Here is a 20,241-nt window from a genome sequence, read left to right on the forward strand (position 1 = left end):
CCTGCACGCCCCCTCAGGAGGAACAGCTTAGCTGGATCCCGCTCGCCCACTCCGGCGGCAGGTCCGCATAGGCCTCGTATTCTGGCTGTTCAGCGAACGGACGCGCCAGGATCTGTTGCAGACGCAGCACCTCGGATGCATCCCCCGCCTCGGCTTGCTCGATCGCGGCCTGGGCCAGATGGTTGCGCAGGATGTACTTGGGATTGACGGCATTCATCGCCGTGCGCCGCTCTTCAGGGGGCAGCCCCTCCCCCGCCAGCCGCGCCTGATAGCGCGACCACCAGGCCTGCCATGCGGCCCCATCCTCCAGTTCCGATTCCAGTTGCGCCCGGATCTCCGCCTGCTCGAGATCCGGCAGCTGGCGGAAGAAGCGGGTGTAATCCACACCCTCGGCTGCCATGCGCGCGAGCAGATCCTGGATCAATGCCTCGTCGTCCTCCTGTTCCACCTGCAGCCCGAGCTTCGCGCGCATACGCGCCAACCAGGCCTGCCGGTACTGCGGCTGGAAGCCCTGCAGCAGCGCCTTGGCGTGCTCGATCGCCGCCTCGCGGGTGGCGTCGGCGAAATAAATCACCAGGGTCTCGGCCAGGCGGATCAGGTTCCACTGCGCGATCTGCGGCTGCTGGTCGAAGGCATAGCGCCCGCCCTGGTCGGTGTGGTTGCAGATGTAGCCGGGGTCGAAGGCATCCATGAACGCGAACGGGCCGTAGTCGATGGTCAGGCCGGCCAGGCTCATGTTGTCGGTGTTCATCACGCCGTGACAGAAGCCGATGGCCTGCCAGTCGGCGACCATCTCCGCGGTGCGGGCGATCACCGCCTCCAGCATCGCGGCGACGGGATCATCGGCCCCCTGGAGTTCCGGGTAGTCATGCGCCAGGGCGTAGTCGATCAGCTCCTGCAGGCGGGCGCTGTAGCCGTTGTAGTGGAAGTATTCGAAATGGCCGAAGCGCAGGAAGCTGGGCGCGGCGCGCAGCACGATGGCCGCCGGCTCGACGCGCTCGCGGTACACCGGCAGGCTGGAGCCAAACAACGCCACCGCGCGGGTAGTCGGCACGCCCAACGCGGCCATCGCCTCCGAGACCAGGTACTCGCGCACCGAGGAACGCATGACCGCACGACCGTCCGCGCCGCGCGAGAAGCGCGTCGGGCCGGCACCCTTGACCTGCAACTCCCAGGTCTCGCCCGTTGGCGTGCGAACCTCGCCCAGGAGCTTCGCGCGACCATCGCCCAGTTGCGGCACGAAGACGCCGAACTGGTGTCCCGCGTACACCGAGGCCCGCGGCTCGGCCCCCGCCAGCTCGCTACCGTGAGTGCAGGCCCCGAGCCACGGGTCGCGGCCCAGGGCCGCAGCCTCCAGGCCCAGACGCTCGCACATGGCCGGGCTGCTCGCCAGGCAGGTCGCATCCGGAAACGGGGCGGGCGCCGGGCTCTCGTGAAAGGCCTCCGGCAGCCGGGCAAAGTGGTTGATCCACTCCAGCTGGCTCTCGGATGCGGTGGCGTTGACGGGGTCGGGGACCGACATGGGGCATTCTCGGCAGGTTGCGGTGTCAGGGGTTATCATGCGCGTCGCATCGACCCGGGTTCAGGAACCCACGGCGGTCGCGCGTTCATTTTCCGGCCGGATGCCCCACGGCAAACGGCACCCTGCATTCCGGAGGCAAACCCCGTGTCCGAACAAGACAACCCCAAGCCGCAGAACCTGAAGACCAACGAACGCCTGGTCTGGCTCGGCTTCATGCTGTTTTTCGTGGTCGTGCTGGCGATCTACATCGCCCGCGGCAACGGGCTCGAACAGGATCTTTCGGAGGCCAACCGCGATCTGCTGCAGGCGCAGATGCAGCTGCAGCAATACACCCGCCACGAGATCCCGCGTCCGGTGGAACTGGGCCTGACCAATGCCCATCTCCAGGACCTGCAGCGTCGCGGCATGGTGCGCCCGAACGAGCGTCTCGCCGATGACCTGATGCAGCAGACCGGCCTGATCCCGCACGAGGCGCCGGAAGGCGACGCATACGCATTCCGCCGCGACGGCATCCACGTCCTGAACCACCAGTGGGTCCTGGCGAACTTCGAGGGCGACTCGGCGCACGGCCAGCTACTGCTGGCCTACGAGGTCGTCCACGGCAACGTCCACTGGGAAGTGCTGGAGTCCACGCTGGACCGGATCTGAAGGCGGGCCAGGCGGCACACAGACGCGCCCCGCCCCCGGGAACCGGAGTGCGGGGTGAACTAACTCAGCGGTCGGCGCGGGCCAGCGCGGCCAGGTGCTCGCGGGCGGCCGCAGCCTGGCGGCGCACCTGTTCCGGGGCGGTCCCCCCCGTGAGGTTACGCGCGGCGGCCGAGCCCTCGGGCGTCAGCACCGTGAACACGTCCTCGCCCACCGCCGGGCTGATCGCCTGCAGGTCCGCCAGCGGCAGCTCCGCCAGGTCCACCCCGCGCTCCTGCGCAATACGCACCGCTCGCCCGACGACCTCGTGGGCATCGCGAAAGGCCACACCGCGCCCGACCAGGTAGTCGGCCAGATCGGTCGCCGTGGCGAAGCCCTTGCGGGTCGCCGCCAGGGTGTTCTCCCGCCGCACCTCAAGGTTCGGCACCATGTCGCCGAACGCGCGCAGCGAGCCCAGCAGGGTGTCGACGGTGTCGAACAGCGGTTCCTTGTCTTCCTGATTATCCTTGTTGTACGCCAGCGGCTGGCTCTTCATCAGGGTCAGCAGCGACATCAGGTGGCCGTAGACCCGGCCGGTCTTGCCCCGCACCAGTTCGGGTACGTCCGGGTTCTTTTTCTGCGGCATGATCGAGGAGCCGGTGCAGTAGCGATCCGGCAGCTCGATGAAGGCGAACTGGGCGCTGGTCCACAGCACCAGCTCCTCGGCCTGACGCGACAGGTGCATCATCAGGGTCGCGGCGGCCGCGGTGAATTCGATGGCGAAATCACGATCGGAGACGGCGTCCAGGGAGTTGCGGGTGACACTGTCGAAACCCAGCAGTTCGGCGGTGTATTCACGATCCAGCGGATACGGCGTACCAGCCAGCGCGGCTGCGCCCAGCGGCAGGATGTTCACCCGGCGCCGCGTATCACGCAGACGCTCGGCATCGCGCTCCAGCATCTCGTACCAGGCCAGCATGTGATGGCCGAAGGTGACCGGCTGGGCGGTCTGCAGATGGGTAAAGCCGGGCATCACGGTATCCGCCTCACGCTCGGCCAGGGCCACCAGGCCATCCTGATAGCCGCGGATCAGGCGCAGGACATCGTCGATGGCCGCGCGCAGCCACAGGCGGATGTCGGTCGCGATCTGGTCGTTGCGCGAACGCCCGGTGTGCAGCTTCTTGCCGACGTCGCCGATGCGCTCGATCAGCCGCGCCTCGATGTTCATGTGCACGTCCTCGCGCCCGACCTGCCAGTCGAACTCGCCGGCGGCAATCTCATCGCGGATCGCGTCCAGCCCCGCGAGGATCTCCCCGGCCTCGGCCTCTGTCAGCACCCCGACCTTGGCCAGCATGCGCGCATGCGCCTGCGAGCCCTGGATGTCCTCGCGGTACAGACGCCGGTCGAAATCCACCGACGCGGTGAAGCGCTCGACGAAGGCATCGGTCGGCTCGGAAAAGCGCCCGCCCCACAGCTTGGCCTCACCGGAGGCGGCAGGCGTGGCGGCTGGCTTGTCGTGCGGGGAATCCTGCGTCATGGTGCATCCTGAAGCGGGTGGGGAAAGACACGGAAGTATACGGGCACAGCCGGGGAGTGAACATGGCGCGGTCCTGCGCCCGTTTGTGCACGGCAACAGGGGAGAGTGTTACGCATGGCCCAGGGGGAAACCACCAGGGACACCACCGGGGAGCTCTCGCCGCTGCCCGATTTCTGCAGTGCGGAGACGTTGCTGCGCGTGCTCATGGTGGCCGTGCTGCTGGCACTGGCCGTAGCCCTGTTGCGCGGCGGCGGCCAGGACTGGCTGTCGGCCCTGGCGCTGCACGCGCTGTTCATCTTCTGGGTGGCGCTGACCAGCCTGTTGATCCTGTGCGGGCTCAAGAGATCGCTGCACCGACTGCCGCTGACCGCGCAGATCGTGCTGCCGCCCCTGGTTCCCATCGCCAACACCGCCATCGTCTATCGCCTCGCGGAGGAACTGGTGCTGGCCGACCCGGCGCTGCGCTGGCCGGTGATCGGCGTCGCCACCATCCTCAGCCTGATGGCCATGCACTACCTGTACCTGCAGGCGGCCTGGCAACGCGAAACCCGGGCCGTGGCAGCGGCCCGGGAACAGGCCATGCGCGCCCGCCTGCGCCCGCATTTTCTCTACAACAGCATGAACACCATCGCCGGGCTGTGTCGCAGTGATCCTGCGCGTGCGGAACAGGTCACCCTGGATCTGGCGGATCTGTTCCGTGCGACCTTCGCCACCGGGGATCGCCACTCGCTGCGCGAGGAGCTGGACCTGGTCCGCGCGTTCCTCGAGATCGAACAGACCCGTTTCGGCGAACGCCTGGTACTCGACTGGGACTGCCCCGACCATCCGGGCCTGGATCTCGATGTGCCCACGCTGATCCTGCAACCGCTGGCGGAGAACGCGATCCAGCACGGGATCGCACCCGCACGCGGCGCAGGGCGCATATGGGTGCGCTGCCGCATGGATTCCGGACGGGTCACGGTGACCATCGGCAACACCGTGGATCCACACGCACGCGGCGAGGGGACCGGCACCGCCACCGATGCGGTACGCCTGCGGCTGCAGCACGCCTTCGGCGGGCAGGTACACTTCGAGGCCGAGGCCGAGGTGGAGCGGTTCGAGGTCCGGATCCGTTTGCCGCTCGCGAACCGGGGGGAAACCACATGAACACCGCTCGACTGGAGTTATTGATTGCCGACGACGAGCCGATTGCCCGTCAACGGCTGACCGCGCTCGCGCAGGAGTTGGGGCATCGGGTGGTGGCGCAAGCTGCGCATGCCGGCGAGGTCGAGATGCAATTGCAGGACCACGCGCCGGATGCCCTGCTGCTGGATATCGACATGCCCGGGGAAACCGGGCTGGAACTCGCGCGGCGTCTGCATGCAGAAGATCCCGCGCTGACGGTGATCCTGGTCACCGCCCACGACCGCTTTCCGCTGGAGGCATTCGAGGCCGGGGTGCGCGACTACGTGCTGAAGCCGGTGCGCCGCGAACGGCTGGAACAGGCGTTGCAGCGTGCCGTGCAGCAAAAACAGGACCGGCCCGAGACCTTCCCGAACGAGGTCCACATCACCGTTGGCCGGCGCGAGGAACGCGTACCGCTGGAACAGGTGGACATCTTCATCGCGGAGGGCGGTTACGTCATGGCGCGTTCGGCACGCCTGGCCGGCTTCGTCGACGCCCGCCTGCGCGAACTGGAGGGCCGGTACGGCCCCGCCCTGTTGCGGGTGCACCGCGGCTGCCTGGCGGTGAAGGCCTCGATCAAGGGCGTCGAAAGCCTCGGCCAGACCGACCACCGCCTGCTGTTCCACGACGACCTGGACCCGATCCCCATCAGCCGCCGCCAGCTGCCCCGAGTGCGCGATTACCTGCGCAACGGGACCTGAGAGGGCCGCACACCCCTGCGGGATTCGGGGCGCGAAGCATTCGCCGTTATACTAGTCCGTTTGAACGCCCGGCCGCTCGCGCCGTGGCTCGCCCGGACAATCCATGAAGCCTGTACGCATCGCCACCCGAAAGAGCCCGCTTGCCATGTGGCAGGCCGAACACGTCGCCGCCCGTCTGCGCGCCCGTGATCCGGAACGCCCGGTTGAACTGGTGGGCATGACCACCCAGGGCGACCGTGTCCTGGACTCCCCGCTGGCGCGGATCGGCGGCAAGGGCCTGTTCGTGAAGGAGCTGGAGATCGCGCTGCTGGAGGACCGCGCCGACATCGCGGTGCACTCGGTGAAGGACGTGCCGATGGAGCTGCCCGAGCAGCTCGAACTGCCGGTGATCCTCGACCGCGAGGACCCGCTGGACGCGTTCGTGTCCAACCAGTACTCACATGTCGACGAGCTGCCGCAGGGGGCCCGGGTTGGCTCCTCCAGCCTGCGCCGGCAGTGCCAGCTGCGCGCGCGGCGACCGGACCTGGAGGTCCGTGACCTGCGCGGCAACGTGAATACCCGCCTGGGCAAGCTGGATGCCGGCGAATACGACGCCATCCTGCTCGCCGCAGCCGGGCTCAAGCGCCTCGGGTTCCATGAGCGGATTCGCAGCTGCCTGGAGCCGGACGTCAGCCTGCCGGCGGTTGGTCAGGGTGCCATCGCCATCGAGTGTCGCGCCGGCGATACCGCCATCGGCGCGCTGATCGCACCATTGAACGATGCGGATACCGCCGACCGCGTGCGCGCCGAGCGGGCCTTCAACCGTCGCCTGGAAGGCGGCTGTCAGGTCCCACTGGCTGCCCATGCGACGCTGGTCGGGGATCAGCTGCACCTGGACGGCCTGGTCGGCGCGGTGGACGGCAGTCGCCTGTTGCGCCGCCAGGTCGAGGGGCCGCGCAGCGACGCCCAGGCCCTGGGGATCCGCCTGGCGGACATGCTTCTGGAACTCGGGGCAGGCGAACTGCTCGCGGCCGCACATCGGGAACACGGCCAGGACACGAAGGGGTAGACGCATGACCGCATCCGCAGACGACAACACGGTGGTCGACGAGGCCTGCGGCCCGCTGGCCGGCCTTGGCATCCTGGTCACCCGCCCGGCCGCCCAGGCGGAGCCGTTCTGTACCGCCTTGACGGCCGAGGGCGCGAGCGTGATCCGCTTTCCCGTGCTGGAGATCCTGGCCCCCAGTGATCCCACCAACCTGCGCGAGGTGCTGGACCGGCTGGCGGACTTCGATATCGCCGTGTTCATCAGCCCGAACGCCGTCCAGCGCGTGCTCAATCTGGCCCTGGCGGAACGCACATGGCCCGCGAGCACGAAGATCGCGGCGATCGGCAATCGCACGGCGCAGGAACTGAAGGGCTTCGGGCGCCCGGCGGACATCCTGCCGCCGCGACGCTTCGACAGCGAGGCCCTGCTGGCGCAGGAGGCGATGCAGGACGTGGCCGGCAAGCGCGTGGTGATCTTCCGCGGCGATGGCGGCCGCGAATTGCTGGGCGACACCCTGAAGGCCCGCGGCGCCGAGGTGACCTTTGCCGAGGCCTACCGCCGCGGGCGCCCCGAGGGCGATACCGGCGAGCTGATGTACGCCTTCTCGCGCGGGCAGATCGGCGTGATCACCATCACCAGTGGCGAGGGGCTGCGCAACCTGTACGAGATGGTCGGCAAGCTGGGGCGCATGTGGCTGCGCAAGACCCCGCTGGTGGTCGGCAGCGAACGCATCGCGGAGATCGCGCAGGAGCTGGGCTTCAAGGCCGCCGTCGAGACCGCCGAGGACCCGACCGACGCGGCCATGCTGGCGGCAGTCCATCAACTCGCGGAACGCCTGCGCGCCGATGGGGCTTAGGTTTTTTCTGGCACGAAGAAGGGCGGTTACACCACAGGTGTTGGCCCGTCGTCCCCGTGCGGGGCTGTGGTGAGCAGACCCATCGGGCATCGAGGTCGGGGATCAGCGGTTCGCAGAGGGACTGATGCGATTCGCTGCGCTCATCCGCATCCTACCGTCCTTATGACGCCATCCCCGGTTTTCTCCGTGACCTCAGTCTCCTCTGTGGTTCAACCGATTGTGACCTTGCCTTTCTTCGTGTCTTCGCGCCCTTCGTGGTGAATAAGCGACGCGGGCGCCGCGGTGTTACTCGGCCGGGGTGGCCGGTTCGAAGCTGTCGTAGTACAGCTGCTCCGGCGGCAGACCGGCCGCCTGGAAGGCCTCGCGCGCGGCGTGGATCATCGCCGGTGGCCCGGCCATGTAGACATCAAAGCCGGACAGGTCCGGGTACTCCGACAGCACCGCATCTTGAGGCCAGCCGCTGACGGCGGCAAAGCCGGCGGCGGTCTCGGCCGGGGCATCCGACAGCACCGGCGTGAAACGGAACGGTCCGGCGTGCTCGGCGGCCATCTGCTGCAGCCAGTCCGGGGCATAGATGCCATCGGCGCCGCGGGCGCCCCAGAACAGGTGGTGCGGTCGATCCAGTCCTTCGGCGGCCAGATGGTCCAGCATGCCTTTCAACGGACCAAAACCGGTGCCCCCACCAACGAACAGGCGCGGGCGCGGGGATTCCTCGTCGACGAAAAAGCTGCCCAGCGGCCCCTCGATACGCAGCAGCGCCTTGGGCTTGAGCTCCTCGAACACCATGGTGGAGAAACGCCCGCCCGGCATGTGCCGGACATGCAGGGACAGCTGCGCGTCATCGTGCGGGGCGTTGGCCAGGGAATAGCTGCGGCGCTCGCCCCCCTTGAGCAGGATGTCCAGGTACTGCCCTGCGAGGAACTGGAGGCGTTCGGCGGCCGGGAGCTGCAGACGCAGCTCCATCACGTCGTCGGCCAGGCGGTTCAGGGCCGCCACGCGACACGGCAGGGTCTTGACCACGATGTCCCTGGCCGCGCCGATCTCTTTCACCTCGATCTCGAGGTCGTCCACCGGGACCGCCTGGCAGAACAAGGCCATGCCGTCGGCCAGTTCCGCCTCGCTGATGCCTGGTGGCTTGTTCGGCCCGTGATCAACCTCGCCCTGCAGCACCCGCCCCTTGCAGGAGCCACAGGCGCCATTGCGGCAGCCGTAAGGAAAGGCGAAGCCCTGGCGCAGGCCGGCCTCGAGGACGGTCTCGTCGTCTTCGACCTCGAATACATGGCCACTGGGCTGAATGGTGACATCGAACGCCATCGGAAACCCTCGGTCGCGGAAAGGCCGTTATTCTCGCCGCTGCCGCCCCGAACGCAAGCAACCGCAGTCCGGCCGGGTCGTCGGCGTAGGGGTTCCCTCGCGCGGACGGGTTCGGCAGAATCGGGACCGAACCATAAAAACGACAAGGGAATGCCATGCGTCATCTACTGATTGCCGCCGGGGCCGGGCTGCTGCTTGCAAGCGGCTGCGCCTCGAACGAGACCCGGTCCACCGATTCCGGGGATGCGGCGGCCACGCCGACGGACACGCCGGCCGCTACCGTCGAGGTCGCGGCGGATGCGCCAATGATCCGGGTTGCGCACGCGGTGCCCTACAGCGCCGATGCCACCATCGCCAACAACATCCGCCAGGAGTGCAACCTGGAGGAACAGTTCTCCGAGTTCATCGAGCACTACGGGGCCGATCAGGGCATCCGCTTCCAGCGTAGCCAGGATCTCGATCCAGCGTCCGGTGGCCAGGTGCTGATGGTCGAGCTGACCGACGCGGTCAGCGGTGGCAATGCCTGGGTCGGCCACCGCAAGGTAACCGAGGCAGCGGGAACGCTGTACGCGGACGGGGAGGAGCAGGCCAGCTTTACCTCGCGGCGTTTCTCGGGCGGCGGCGCGTTCGGCGGCTTCAAGGGCTCATGTTCGGTGCTGGGGCGTACCGTGCAGGTGATGGGCCGTGACATCGCGGCCTGGTCGGCGGCGCCGGAGGACGGTGCCCACCTGGGCGACTAATCGTCGCAGGGGTCGGGCCTTCGCGCCGTGCGGGCGCCGACCTCCTCGCCTGCCAACCGCTGCATCCAGTCGACCAGGCGGATCGCCGTGGTCTGCCAGTCGGGGGCGTGCAGAATGAGATGCGGCCATTCGGGGTCGGTCCAGACCTCGGCCTGGCCCCGAGGATGGGCGCGGGCGGCCATGCAGACCGACTCGCGCTGGATCGTCCCGTCCTGCTCGCCCCACAGGTACACCACCGGGGCTGTGACGTGGCCGATATGATCCGTGGCGTACTGGGCCAGCCAGACCACGCCGGCATAGGTATCCATGCGCACACGGCGGATGATGCGTGGGTCCTTGGAGAAGCGTTCGACCGCGTCGGGTGCAAGGCTGTCGGAGTAGTCGGGGTCGATGGTCAGCGTGAGCCCGCCGGCGAGGACCTCGCCGGTGCGTACGGCAGCATCCCAGAAACCGCGCGCGGGGATCCCGCCACGCAGGCCCGGGGCGACAGCCATCACCCCGGCGACCTCCAGCTCGGGGTGGGTGGCGAGGCTCGCTAGCGCGGCGGAGCCGCCCATGCTCTCGCCCAGCAGGAAGATCGGCCGTTCGGGGTCCTCCGCTTGCGCCGCGCGGACCATCGCAGCCACGTCGCTGATCAGGGGTTCGGCACCCGGCCAGCGGCCGTGCGGCTCGCTCGTGCCATGGCCGCGCTGATCCAGCGCCTGGACACTGTAGCCGCGATCGGCCAGCCAGGGGCCCAGGGCGTCATAGGCACCGGCGTGATCGCGGAAGCTGTGCAGGGCGATCACCACGGCGACGGGTTCTGCGGCCGACCAGCGGCGGACGCGATCGGGGGCAATCGCTGCGCCCGCGGGAGCTTCCTTCACTGGGGTCCCCGCCGCGCGCACGGTTTCACGCTCCGGGGCGGCCGCACAGGCGGTCAAAGCCAGCAGCAGTACAGCCAGGAGCCCGACCGCGCCCGGGATTCGGCGGCGCGTCACGCCTCATATCCCCAGTTCATCCCAGATCTCGTCCACGCGGCGCTTGACCGCCTCGTCCATGGCGATCGGCCGGCCCCACTCGCGATCGGTCTCGCCCGGCCATTTGGAGGTCGCGTCCATGCCCATCTTGGACCCTAGACCCGAGACCGGCGAGGCAAAGTCGAGATAGTCGATGGGGGTGTTTTCCACGAGGGTGGTGTCGCGGGCCGGATCCATGCGCGTGGTGAGTGCCCAGATCACGTCATTCCAGTCCCGGGTGTTCACGTCGTCGTCGACCACAATCACGAACTTGGTGTACATGAACTGACGCAGGAAGGACCACACCCCCATCATCACGCGCTTGGCGTGGCCCGGGTACTGCTTGCGCATGGAGACGACGGCCAGACGGTAGGAACAACCCTCGGGCGGCAGGTAGAAGTCCACGATCTCCGGGAACTGCTTCTGCAGGATGGGAATGAACACCTCGTTCAGGGCCACCCCGAGCACGGCGGGCTCATCCGGCGGGCGACCGGTGTAGGTGGAATGGTAGATCGGCTGATCACGATGGGTGATGCGGTCGATGGTGAAGACCGGGAATTCGTCCACCTCGTTGTAGTAACCCGTGTGGTCCCCGAACGGACCTTCCGGCGCGGTGTCGCCCGGGTGGATGTGCCCCTCGAGCACGAACTCGGCGGAGGCCGGGACCTCCAGGTCGGAACCGATGCAGCGGGTGACCTCGGTTCGACTGCCACGCAGCAATCCGGCGAAGGCATATTCGGACAGGGTGTCCGGCACCGGGGTCACGGCGCCGAGGATGGTGGCCGGATCGGCACCCAGGGCGACCGCGATGGGAAACGGCTCGCCGGGGTGGGCCTGGCACCACTCGCGAAAATCGAGGGCCCCGCCACGATGGGACAGCCAGCGCATGATCACGCGATTGCGCCCAATGACCTGCTGGCGATAGATCCCGAGGTTCTGACGCGACTTCTCCGGGCCACGGGTGACCACCAGGCCCCAGGTAATCAGGGGGCCGGCGTCTTCCGGCCAGCAGGTCTGGACCGGGAGTTGGTCGAGATCAACCGCATCGCCTTCCAGCACATGGCGCTGGCAGGGCGCCCCGCGGATCTTCTTGGGCGCCATGTCCAGCACCTTGCGAAAGATCGGCAGCTGTTCCCAGGCGGCCTTGAGCCCCTTGGGTGGGTCCGGCTGCTTGAGGAAGGCGAGCAGGCGCCCGACCTCGCGCAGGGCTTCGACCGAGTCCTCGCCCATGCCCATGGCCACCCGCTCCGGGGTACCAAACAGGTTGGCGAGCACCGGGATGTCGGAGCCGGTAGGGTTTTCGAACAGCAGGGCCGGGCCGCCGGCGCGCAGGACGCGGTCGGCGATCTCGGTCATCTCCAGGTTCGGGTCCACCTCGCGGGTGATGCGGCGCAGCTCGCCGCGCTGTTCGAGGCCATCAATGAAATCGCGCAGATCCTTGTACTTCACGGGGTCTCCCTCGGGAATGGCCGGTTGGTGCGACCCGGGCCGGGGTTAGGCGGAGAATTCCGCCCAGACCGGCGCATGGTCGGACGGACGCTCCCAGGCACGCGGTTCGCGGTCAATGCCCGCGGCCTGTAGACGGGCCTGCAAGGGAGCGCTGGCGAGGACCAGGTCGATGCGCAGGCCCCGATTGCGACGGAAGGACGCAGCCCGATAATCGAACCAGGAATACTCCTCCGCGGGCTGCTCGAAGGTGCGGAAGGTATCCGTGAGGCCGAGATCGGTCAGCGCGGCCAGGGCCTCGCGTTCCGGCGTGGAGCACAGGATGCGCTCGTGCCAGGCCTCGGGGTCGTGCACGTCGCGATCATCCGGGGCGATGTTGAAGTCACCGAGGACCACGAGATTCGGGTGCTGCGCAATCTCGGCGGCCAGCCAGGCGTGCAGCCGCGCCAGCCAGTCCAGCTTGTAGGCGTATTTCTCGGTTCCGACGTTCTCGCCGTTCACGACATACAGGTTGACCACGCGAACCTCGCCGATGGTGGCGGCGAGGATACGGCGCTGGGCGTCCTCGAGCCCGGGCGGGTCGGTGACCACGTCGGTGGCCTCGGTGCGGGAGATGATGGCCACGCCGTTGTAGGTCTTCTGCCCGGAGAACACGACCTGATAGCCCGCATCGCGGATGGCCGCCGCCGGAAAGTTCTCGTCGGTCAGCTTGGTCTCCTGCAGGGCCAGGACGTCGGTCCGCGAGCTCCCCAGCCAATCGAGGACCTGCGGCAGACGCACCTTGAGCGAATTGACGTTCCAGCTGGCGATCTTCACGCGGCTTTCTCCTCCAAGCCGCTATGGCGCAACAGGGCGTCGATCTGCGGATCGCGCCCGCGGAAGGCACGGAAGGAATCCGCGGCCGGGCGCGAGGCGCCGGCCTCGAGAATCTCGCGCAGGTAGGCCGCCCCCACCTCGGACGAAAACAGACCTTCCTCTTCGAAGCGCCCGAATGCGTCAGCCGACAGGACCTCGGCCCACTTGTAGCTGTAGTACCCCGCGGCGTAGCCGCCGGCGAAGATGTGGCCGAAGCCGTGGGCGAAGCGATTGAACGCCGGCGGATGGACCACCGCGATCTCCTGACGCACGGTCTCCAGGAGCTGCTGGATGTCCGCGGCCTTCGCAGGGGCGGGCCCGGCATGCAGGCGCATGTCGAAGAGGGAGAACTCGACCTGGCGCAATAGCTGTAACGCCGCGTGGAAATGGCGGGTGCCCTGCAGGCGCTGGAACAGGTCCTCGGGCATCGCCTCGCCGGTCTCGTGATGGCGCGCGAACAGATCCAGCGCCTCGCGTTCCCAGCACCAGTTCTCCATGAACTGACTGGGCAGTTCGACCGCATCCCATTCCACGCCGTTGATGCCGGCGATATCGGGTTCGTCCACCCGGGTCAGCATGTGATGCAGGCCGTGACCGAACTCATGGAACAGCGTAATCACTTCGTCATGAGTGAAAAGGGCCGCCTTGCCGTCCACCGGCGGGGTGGAGTTGCAGGTCATGTAGGCGACCGGCAGCTGGGCGCGGTCCTCGGAGATGAAACGGTTGCGGCAGACATCCATCCAGGCGCCGCCGCGCTTGTTCTTGCGGGCGTAGAGATCGAAGTAAAAGCCAGCGCGTTCGGTACCATTCGCGTCAAAGATGCGATAGAACCGGACGTCGTCGTGCCAGGTCTCGATGCTGTCGTCGGGCTCGAAGCGGACCTGGAACAGCCGCTGGACCAGACCGAACAAGCCGTTGACTGCGCGGTCAGCGGGGAAGTAGGGCTTCAACATCTCCTGGCTGAGACCCAGGCGCCGCTCACGCATCTTCTCGGCCGCGAAGGCCATGTCCCAGGCCTCCAGGGTTCCTAGGTCGAGCTCGTCGCGGGCAAAGGCGCGCAACTCGTCCAGGTCGCGCTCGGCCCGGGGGCGCGCGCGGTGCGCCAGATCCTGGAGGAAGCCTTCGACCTGCTCGGCGCTATCGGCCATCTTGGTCGCGAGCGAACGCTCGGCGTAGTGGCGAAAGCCCGTCAGATGCGCCTTCTCCTCCCGCAACTGGAGGATCTCGACCATGATCTCGCTGTTGTCGTGATTGCCGGCGCCGGGCCCGAGGTCAGACGCACGCGTCGTGAAGGCCTCGTACACACGGAAACGCAGGTCGCGATCCTCGGCGTGGGTCATGACTGCGAGGTAGCTGGGGATATCCAGGGTCACGACAAAACCCGTCTGGTCGTGATCGCGAGCGTTCTGCGCGAGCATGGCCCGATCGGACTCGGAGATGCCGGCGAGCGCGGCCGCATCATCGGTCTGCCAGGTCCAGGCCTGAGTGGCGTCCAGCACGTTCTCTTCGAAACGTGCAGTCAGCTCCGAAAGGCGGGCGTTGATGGCGCGCAGGCGTTCGCGCTCGGCCTCGGGGAGATCGACGCCGCTCAGATGGAAATCACGCAGCATGTCATCCAGCACCTTGCGCCGCTGGGGCGAAAGCTGCGCGTACTCTTCACTGTCTGCCAGGCGACGGACCGCCCGGTACAGGCCCTGATGCTGCGAAACCCAGCTGCCGTAATCCGACAACAGGGGAAGGCTGGCGTTGTATGCCTCGCGAATCTCGGGACCGTTCATGACCGCATTGAGGTGACCCACCGGGGACCAGACGGCATCCAGGCGCGTGTCCAGCGCCTGCAACGGCTGGATCAGCGTGGCCCAGGTCGGTTGATCCCCGACGGCCGCGACCAGCCGATCAATCTCCGCGCGATTCTCCACCAGGACGGTTTCCACCGCGGGCAGGACATGTTGGGGCTCGATGGCACGAAAGGCGGGCAGCCGGTCGGTCTGCAGCAAGGGGTTGGACACGGTATCTCCAGGGGTCGGGCCAGCAGTGGATTATGCCATTCGGACAGAAAGCCCGGCAGGGTGTTCCCGGCAACGGGGTCGTCGGGGCGAAGCTTACGGGCTCGGCGGGCGAACGGGGTGAAAGACGGCATGGCCAGCGAGGCGGGCGAGGAGTCCGTAGGCCCACTGGCAGCGCAGCCCGGCATAGGCATCCACAGCAGCATTGTAGCGGCTGAGGGCCTCCGTAATTGCTTGGTCCAGTGCCGCTACGCGAGGGGGCAGTCGATCGGGCGAAACCGATAAATTGCTATCTTTATCAAGGATTTGTGTTCGTATATGGTCCCATTCGGCGCGGATGGCGCGTTCGCCCCGGGCCAGACCAGGAAGATCACCGCAGCGTCGCGCTCGCTCCTGTTCCTGGACCAGCTGTTGGAGCGCCCGCAGGTCCAGGGGCGGATCGGCCCGGGTCGCGGAACAAGCCCGCTCCAGCAGGCCATTGCGCTGGGTGAGCAGGGTATCGAGTCGATCCCAGGCCGCGACGACGCGGCGTTCATGGACCGCAAGATGGGTGTACAGGCGAAACGCGACCAGCGCCAGAATCACCAGGACCAGGAGTGCGGCCAGGACCTGCATGGTGCCGGCGGGATTCGTCGTACCGTGGCAGCGAGTACGTCAGATATCGACGTTCTCGGCACTGAGGGCTCGCGACTCGATAAATTCGCGACGCGGCTCGACCTGATCGCCCATCAGGGTGGTGAAGATTTCGTCGGCACGGATGGCATCTTCGACCCGGACCTGGAGCAGGCGGCGGGATTCGGGGTTCATGGTGGTGTCCCAAAGCTGGTCGGGATTCATCTCGCCTAGGCCCTTGTAGCGCTGGGTTGCCAGCCCGCGGCGGCCTTCCTGCAGGAGCCATTCCATGGCTTCGGAAAAGCCCTCGATCACGTGGACGCGTTCCCCGCGCTTCATGTACGCACCTTCGTCGAGAAGGGCGTTAAGACGGGCGGACAGGTCGAGTACCGCCTGAAAATCACGCGAAGCCAGGGTGTCATCGGTGATGTACTGCGACAGGGCGGCGCCGTGTTCGATGCGGTCCAGGCTCAGCTGTGCCGTGCCTTCATGCTGGGTCACCGGCCCCAGGCTGTAGCGGGTTGCACCCGCCTTGTCGCTGGACAGATTCTCCAGGATGCGGGCAAACCACGCCTGAACCGCTGCGTTGGTCACGCTTCGGGGCTCGGGGATCGCGTCGGCCTCGAGCATCGCCCAGAGGATGCGCGAGTCGTACATCCGGCCCAGGCGCTGCACGGCGCGCGCGGCCTTTTGATAGCCCTTCACCAGGTCTTCGAAGGCTTCGCCGGTAATCGGAGGTGCATCCGGGCTGGGATAGAGCGCAGCGCCGTCCAGGGCGAGGGAGATCACGATCTCGCCCATTTCGGCCTCGTCGCGCACATACTGCTCGCGCTTGCCACGCTTGATCTTGTACAGCGGCGGCTGCGCGATATACACGTGGCCGCGCTCGATCAGTTCCGGCATCTGGCGGAAGAAGAAGGTCAGAAGCAGGGTACGGATATGGGAGCCGTCCACGTCCGCGTCAGTCATGATGATAATGCGGTGATAACGCAGCTTGTCCGGATCGTACTCTTCCTTGCCAATACCGCAGCCGAGCGCCGTGATGAGCGTGCCCACCTCGGCCGAACCCAGCATACGGTCAAAGCGCGCCCGCTCGACATTCAGGATCTTGCCCTTGAGCGGCAGGATCGCCTGGAAATGGCGGTCACGGCCCTGCTTGGCCGAACCTCCGGCGGAGTCACCCTCGACCAGGTAGAGCTCGGACTGAGCCGGGTCCTTCTCCTGACAGTCGGCCAGCTTGCCCGGCAGACCGGCGATATCCAGCGCCCCCTTGCGGCGGGTGACCTCACGCGCCTTGCGGGCGGCCTCGCGCGCTCGCGCGGCATCCAGCACCTTCTCGGTGATGGCCTTGGCTTCCTGCGGGTGTTCCAGCAGGAAGTTGTTGAGGGCGTCCGACAGTACGCTTTCAACGATCGGCTTGACCTCGGAGGAAACCAGCTTGTCCTTGGTCTGCGACGAGAACTTGGGGTCCGGCACCTTGACCGAGAGCACGGCCGTGAGGCCTTCGCGCATATCGTCGCCCGCCGTGGCGACCTTGGCCTTCTTGATCAGGCCCTCGTTCTCCAGGTACTGATTGATCGTGCGCGTCAGCGCGGCGCGAAAGCCCGCCATGTGCGAGCCACCGTCGCGCTGCGGAATGTTGTTGGTGTAGCAGAAGATGTTTTCCTGGTAGGAGTCATTCCACTGCAGGGCGATTTCGACTGCGTAGTCCTCGCGCATCTGGTCCGCGTAGACGACCGTGGGATGCAGCGCGGTTTTCTTCTGGTTCAGGTGTTCGACGAAGGCACGGATACCACCTTCGAAGACAAAGGTCTCCTCGCGGTTGTCCCGGTGGTCGCGCAGCGTGATGCGCACGCCCGAGTTGAGGAACGACAGCTCCCGCAGGCGCTTGGCGAGGATCTCGTAGTGAAAATTGATGTCGGTGAAGATGGTCGGGCTGGGGCGAAACCAGATCTTCGTTCCGTTGCGCTCCGTGGTGCCGGTCACCGCCAGCGGCGCATGCGGGACGCCGAGGTGATAGATCTGTTCGTGGCGCTGACCATCCCGGTGGATCTCCAGGCGGAGCTCTTCCGACAGGGCATTCACCACCGAGACACCCACGCCGTGCAGGCCGCCGGAGACCTTGTAGGAGTTATTGTCGAACTTCCCGCCTGCGTGCAGGACCGTGAGGATGACCTCGGCGGCCGACATACCCTCTTCTTCGTGGATATCCACGGGAATGCCGCGACCGTTGTCCGTAACGGAGACCGCATTGTCCTCGTGGATCGTGACCTCAATACTGTCGCAGTGACCCGCTAGCGCCTCGTCGATCGAGTTATCGACCACCTCGAAGACCATGTGGTGCAGGCCTGTACCGTCATCGGTGTCACCGATGTACATGCCCGGTCGCTTGCGAACGGCATCCAGGCCCTTGAGGACGCGGATCTGAGAGGAATCGTAGACGGAGGGATCTTGGGCTTCAGTTTCGGACATGCGGGTCAGTCATCCGGCCAGTTGCAGACACGCCAGTATAGCGCAAAGGCGGGGGGCACCGGTGAGGTCAGGTGCGGGGGTCCAGGAGGGCGACGAGACCCAAGGCCGGGGCGCATCAGGCTGGGGATTCGGGTGTTACGCGACCATGTTTCACGTGGAACAATTGCCCTGCGGTATCCCCTGCCAGCCCCGGGATGTCATCTCCCACAGCGGTCACCAGGATCTGCCAGCCCGACGCACACAACCCGGACATCAACCCCTCCACTGCCTCGCGATCCAGCTCCGACACTACATCGTCCAGCAACATCACCGGCGCCCGCCCGGTCTCGGCCTCGAGCATCCATGCCTGCCCGCCCACGAGAGCCGTAACCAATCGCTTTTGCTCGCCCCGGGAGGCCTCGGCGGCGAGACGACCCGATAGCCGCAAATCAATGTCGGCCCGCTGCGGCCCCGCCTGCGCGAAGCCCCGTTCTTCGTCGCCCTCCCGACTACGCTCCAGCGCCTCGCTCAGGCTCCTTTCCCGGTCCCAGCCCATCCGCGGATTCAAGTTCAAATCGGCTAACCGCTCGCCGAATCCGAACTGCCGGGCAGCCTCCATGGTCGCCGCCTGCCAGGACTCCACGTAACGACGCCGCGCGTCACCGATCGCCTCGCCGAATTCCAGCCAGGGTCGCTCAAACTCGCGAGCCCCCGCGCGGTCCCCCGCGCGCAAGGCGGCATTACGTTGGTCATGGGCCCGCTTCCAGCGCTGCCACTGGCCCCGGTACCCCGGGATCGCATGGAAGCAGCCCCAGTCCAGCAAGCGCCTGCGTTCTTCCGGTCCACCCGTCAACAATTCGAAGGAGCCCGCATGCAGCGTGCGCGCCGGCAACCACTCGGCCACCGCCGCGTGGCCTTCCATCCAGCGGCCATCAAGCCGCGACCGGCGCGCACCATCCCAGCTAATCCCCAGCCGATGGGAGCCCCCGGCCGGATCCTTCACCACTGCCCCAATCCACAACCCGTCGGCTCCGCTCCGCCCAACACGCCGTAATTGCTGAGTACGAAACGAGCGACCAGCCGCGAGGATATGCACTGCTTCGAGTATCGAGGTCTTGCCTGCACCATTCGGGCCGACCAGCCGATTGATTCCCGGCCCCAACGTCAAGGCCTGTTCCTCAAGGTTGCGGACCCCCTGCCACCACAGCGACTCCAGCACGCAGACCCCGGAACTACAGGCGCATCGGCATCACCACGTAGCGCGCCCCGCCCGGTGGTTCCGCCTGAATCAGGATCGACGAGTTCCCGTCACGTAGCCCGATCCGGACCTGCTCGGTCTCCAGGACATTCAGCACGTCCGCCAGGTACCCGAGGTTGAAACCGATCTCCATTGGCCCCCCATCGTATTCCGCCTCGACCGACTCCTGGGCCTCTTCACGATCCGCGTTGTGGGTCATCACCTGGCAACCGTTCTCCCCCAGGGCCATGCGTACGCCGCGATACTTGTCACTCGCCACAATCGCGACCCGGCCCAACGCCTGTTTCAGAACTTCCCGGTCGACCCGCAACGTGGAGGGCAGATCCGAAGGGATGACCCGTTCGTAGTCCGGGAAGCGCCCCTCGATCACCTTGCTGCGCAGGACCGCTTTGCCGAGTTCGAATACGACCTGGTCTTCCCCGAAGCCGATCCGGACCGTCGATTCGTCGTCGGCCAGATTTCGTCGCAACTCCGCGACGGCCTTGCGCGGGACAATGCGTTCAACTCGCCCCTCCACCGGGTGCTCGAGTTCCACCTCGGCCAGCGCCAAGCGATGCCCGTCCGTCGCCACCGCCCGCAGACTGGTCCCGCTGGCTACCAGGAGCAAACCCTGGAGGTAGTAACGCACGTCCTGCTGCGCCATCGAAAACATCGTCGCTTCCAGCAGACGCCGCAGCCGGTTCTGGGGTACATCGAGCACGACCTCCGACCCTCGCGCCTCCCAGTCGGGGAAGTCCGCGCCGGGCAGGGTCGCCAGGCTGAAGCGCGAACCGGCGAATCCCACGGTCATGCGTTCGCCTTCCACCCGAGCCCGAATCTCGCTGTCCCCTGGGGCCGCCTTCACGACGTCCAACAGCTTGCGCACCGATACGGTGACATCGCATTCGCCCGGGATGGTGCCTTCCGCACCCGCCTGCCAGGCGAGTTCGAGATCGGTGGTATCCATCCGGATCGCACCGTTGTCGTCCGGTCGCAGACGCACATTCCCGAGGATCGGCATCGTCAATCGTTTTTCGGCCGCGCCCACAATCCGTTGCAGCGCTTCGGTCATCGTCTCGCGATTGAAAGACAGTTCCATGGCGATGTCCTGTATCTAGTGTTTAGATATTTAAATAGTAGTAATAAGGGGC

General features: G+C 66.8%; 17 protein-coding genes. 6 read left to right on the top strand and 11 right to left on the bottom strand.

Annotation, left to right across the window (positions count from 1 at the left end; genetic code table 11):
• Positions 1–13: 13 nt before the first annotated feature.
• A complete protein-coding gene (locus tag F618_RS0100945; protein WP_019567531.1) occupies positions 14–1,522 on the bottom strand; it encodes a YdiU family protein in 1,509 nt (502 codons plus the stop codon).
• Between the two features lie 144 nt (positions 1,523–1,666).
• Between F618_RS0100945 and F618_RS0100950 the strand changes: the two genes are divergently transcribed.
• Positions 1,667–2,170 (top strand): hypothetical protein, encoded by a 504-nt coding sequence (locus F618_RS0100950; protein ID WP_018649594.1) that lies wholly within the window; start codon positions 1,667–1,669, stop codon positions 2,168–2,170.
• 64 nt (positions 2,171–2,234) lie between these two features.
• Here the strand turns inward: F618_RS0100950 and argH are convergent, their stop codons facing one another.
• Positions 2,235–3,683, bottom strand: coding sequence for an argininosuccinate lyase (gene argH / locus F618_RS0100955; protein WP_018937497.1), 1,449 nt, complete (start codon positions 3,681–3,683; stop codon positions 2,235–2,237).
• A gap of 114 nt (positions 3,684–3,797) precedes the next feature.
• Between argH and F618_RS0100960 the strand changes: the two genes are divergently transcribed.
• The 4 genes from F618_RS0100960 (at position 3,798) to F618_RS0100975 (ending at position 7,431) form a co-directional block, all read left to right on the top strand.
• Positions 3,798–4,829, top strand: a complete 1,032-nt coding sequence (locus F618_RS0100960; RefSeq protein ID WP_018950883.1) for a sensor histidine kinase — start codon at positions 3,798–3,800, stop codon at positions 4,827–4,829.
• On the top strand, positions 4,826–5,548 hold the full coding sequence (locus tag F618_RS0100965) for a LytTR family DNA-binding domain-containing protein (protein WP_018937499.1): 723 nt from the start codon (positions 4,826–4,828) through the stop codon (positions 5,546–5,548). Before F618_RS0100960 ends, F618_RS0100965 begins: the two co-directional genes overlap by 4 nt.
• A 103-nt stretch (positions 5,549–5,651) precedes the next feature.
• Positions 5,652–6,596, top strand: a complete 945-nt coding sequence (hemC, locus tag F618_RS0100970) for a hydroxymethylbilane synthase (RefSeq protein ID WP_081618716.1) — start codon at positions 5,652–5,654, stop codon at positions 6,594–6,596.
• Between the two features lie 4 nt (positions 6,597–6,600).
• Positions 6,601–7,431 carry a uroporphyrinogen-III synthase gene (locus tag F618_RS0100975; RefSeq protein WP_019567532.1) on the top strand — a complete coding sequence of 277 codons (831 nt, stop codon included), beginning with the start codon at positions 6,601–6,603 and terminating at the stop codon, positions 7,429–7,431.
• A gap of 285 nt (positions 7,432–7,716) precedes the next feature.
• Here the strand turns inward: F618_RS0100975 and F618_RS0100980 are convergent, their stop codons facing one another.
• Entirely contained in the window at positions 7,717–8,745 is a 1,029-nt protein-coding gene (locus F618_RS0100980; protein WP_019563842.1) for a CDP-6-deoxy-delta-3,4-glucoseen reductase, read from the bottom strand.
• Between the two features lie 155 nt (positions 8,746–8,900).
• Here F618_RS0100980 and F618_RS0100985 point away from each other — a divergent pair, with 155 nt between their 5' ends.
• The gene (locus tag F618_RS0100985) at positions 8,901–9,485 is read left to right on the top strand and encodes a hypothetical protein (protein ID WP_019563843.1); all 585 of its coding nucleotides are present in this window, start codon (positions 8,901–8,903) and stop codon (positions 9,483–9,485) included.
• Here F618_RS0100985 and F618_RS0100990 read toward each other — a convergent pair.
• The 8 genes from F618_RS0100990 to dnaN form a co-directional block, all read right to left on the bottom strand.
• Complete coding sequence (locus F618_RS0100990; RefSeq protein ID WP_019567533.1) at positions 9,482–10,465, bottom strand: alpha/beta fold hydrolase; 984 nt, start codon at positions 10,463–10,465, stop codon at positions 9,482–9,484. The two genes, F618_RS0100985 and F618_RS0100990, sit on opposite strands and share 4 nt — an antisense overlap.
• 3 nt (positions 10,466–10,468) lie before the next feature.
• The gene (ubiD, locus tag F618_RS0100995; protein ID WP_018950877.1) at positions 10,469–11,932 is read right to left on the bottom strand and encodes a 4-hydroxy-3-polyprenylbenzoate decarboxylase; all 1,464 of its coding nucleotides are present in this window, start codon (positions 11,930–11,932) and stop codon (positions 10,469–10,471) included.
• A 45-nt stretch (positions 11,933–11,977) separates the two neighbouring features.
• Positions 11,978–12,745 carry an exodeoxyribonuclease III gene (xth, locus tag F618_RS0101000; RefSeq protein WP_019567534.1) on the bottom strand — a complete coding sequence of 256 codons (768 nt, stop codon included), beginning with the start codon at positions 12,743–12,745 and terminating at the stop codon, positions 11,978–11,980.
• Positions 12,742–14,793, bottom strand: a complete 2,052-nt coding sequence (locus tag F618_RS0101005) for a M3 family metallopeptidase (protein ID WP_019567535.1) — start codon at positions 14,791–14,793, stop codon at positions 12,742–12,744. Before F618_RS0101005 ends, xth begins: the two co-directional genes overlap by 4 nt.
• 93 nt (positions 14,794–14,886) lie before the next feature.
• The gene (locus F618_RS0101010; RefSeq protein WP_019567536.1) at positions 14,887–15,405 is read right to left on the bottom strand and encodes a hypothetical protein; all 519 of its coding nucleotides are present in this window, start codon (positions 15,403–15,405) and stop codon (positions 14,887–14,889) included.
• A gap of 39 nt (positions 15,406–15,444) precedes the next feature.
• Positions 15,445–17,874: a DNA topoisomerase (ATP-hydrolyzing) subunit B gene (gyrB, locus tag F618_RS0101015; RefSeq protein ID WP_019567537.1), complete on the bottom strand. Its 2,430-nt coding sequence runs from the start codon at positions 17,872–17,874 to the stop codon at positions 15,445–15,447.
• A gap of 115 nt (positions 17,875–17,989) precedes the next feature.
• On the bottom strand, positions 17,990–19,072 hold the full coding sequence (locus tag F618_RS0101020; RefSeq protein WP_081620839.1) for a DNA replication/repair protein RecF: 1,083 nt from the start codon (positions 19,070–19,072) through the stop codon (positions 17,990–17,992).
• A 13-nt stretch (positions 19,073–19,085) separates the two neighbouring features.
• Positions 19,086–20,189 carry a DNA polymerase III subunit beta gene (dnaN, locus tag F618_RS0101025; RefSeq protein WP_018937511.1) on the bottom strand — a complete coding sequence of 368 codons (1,104 nt, stop codon included), beginning with the start codon at positions 20,187–20,189 and terminating at the stop codon, positions 19,086–19,088.
• Positions 20,190–20,241: the final 52 nt, after the last annotated feature.

It is taken from the genome of Thioalkalivibrio sp. ALMg13-2, from assembly GCF_000381185.1.
Classification (GTDB): Bacteria; Pseudomonadota; Gammaproteobacteria; order Ectothiorhodospirales; family Ectothiorhodospiraceae; genus Thioalkalivibrio; species Thioalkalivibrio versutus.

Coding starts and splice junctions, on each gene's coding strand:
- F618_RS0100945 (WP_019567531.1), bottom strand. CDS start 1,522: ATGTCGGTCCCCGACCCCGTCAACGCCACCGCATCCGAGAGCCAGCTG.
- argH (WP_018937497.1), bottom strand. CDS start 3,683: ATGACGCAGGATTCCCCGCACGACAAGCCAGCCGCCACGCCTGCCGCC.
- F618_RS0100960 (WP_018950883.1), top strand. CDS start 3,798: ATGGCCCAGGGGGAAACCACCAGGGACACCACCGGGGAGCTCTCGCCG.
- F618_RS0100965 (WP_018937499.1), top strand. CDS start 4,826: ATGAACACCGCTCGACTGGAGTTATTGATTGCCGACGACGAGCCGATT.
- hemC (WP_081618716.1), top strand. CDS start 5,652: ATGAAGCCTGTACGCATCGCCACCCGAAAGAGCCCGCTTGCCATGTGG.
- F618_RS0100975 (WP_019567532.1), top strand. CDS start 6,601: ATGACCGCATCCGCAGACGACAACACGGTGGTCGACGAGGCCTGCGGC.
- F618_RS0100980 (WP_019563842.1), bottom strand. CDS start 8,745: ATGGCGTTCGATGTCACCATTCAGCCCAGTGGCCATGTATTCGAGGTC.
- F618_RS0100985 (WP_019563843.1), top strand. CDS start 8,901: ATGCGTCATCTACTGATTGCCGCCGGGGCCGGGCTGCTGCTTGCAAGC.
- F618_RS0101010 (WP_019567536.1), bottom strand. CDS start 15,405: ATGCAGGTCCTGGCCGCACTCCTGGTCCTGGTGATTCTGGCGCTGGTC.
- gyrB (WP_019567537.1), bottom strand. CDS start 17,874: ATGTCCGAAACTGAAGCCCAAGATCCCTCCGTCTACGATTCCTCTCAG.
- dnaN (WP_018937511.1), bottom strand. CDS start 20,189: ATGGAACTGTCTTTCAATCGCGAGACGATGACCGAAGCGCTGCAACGG.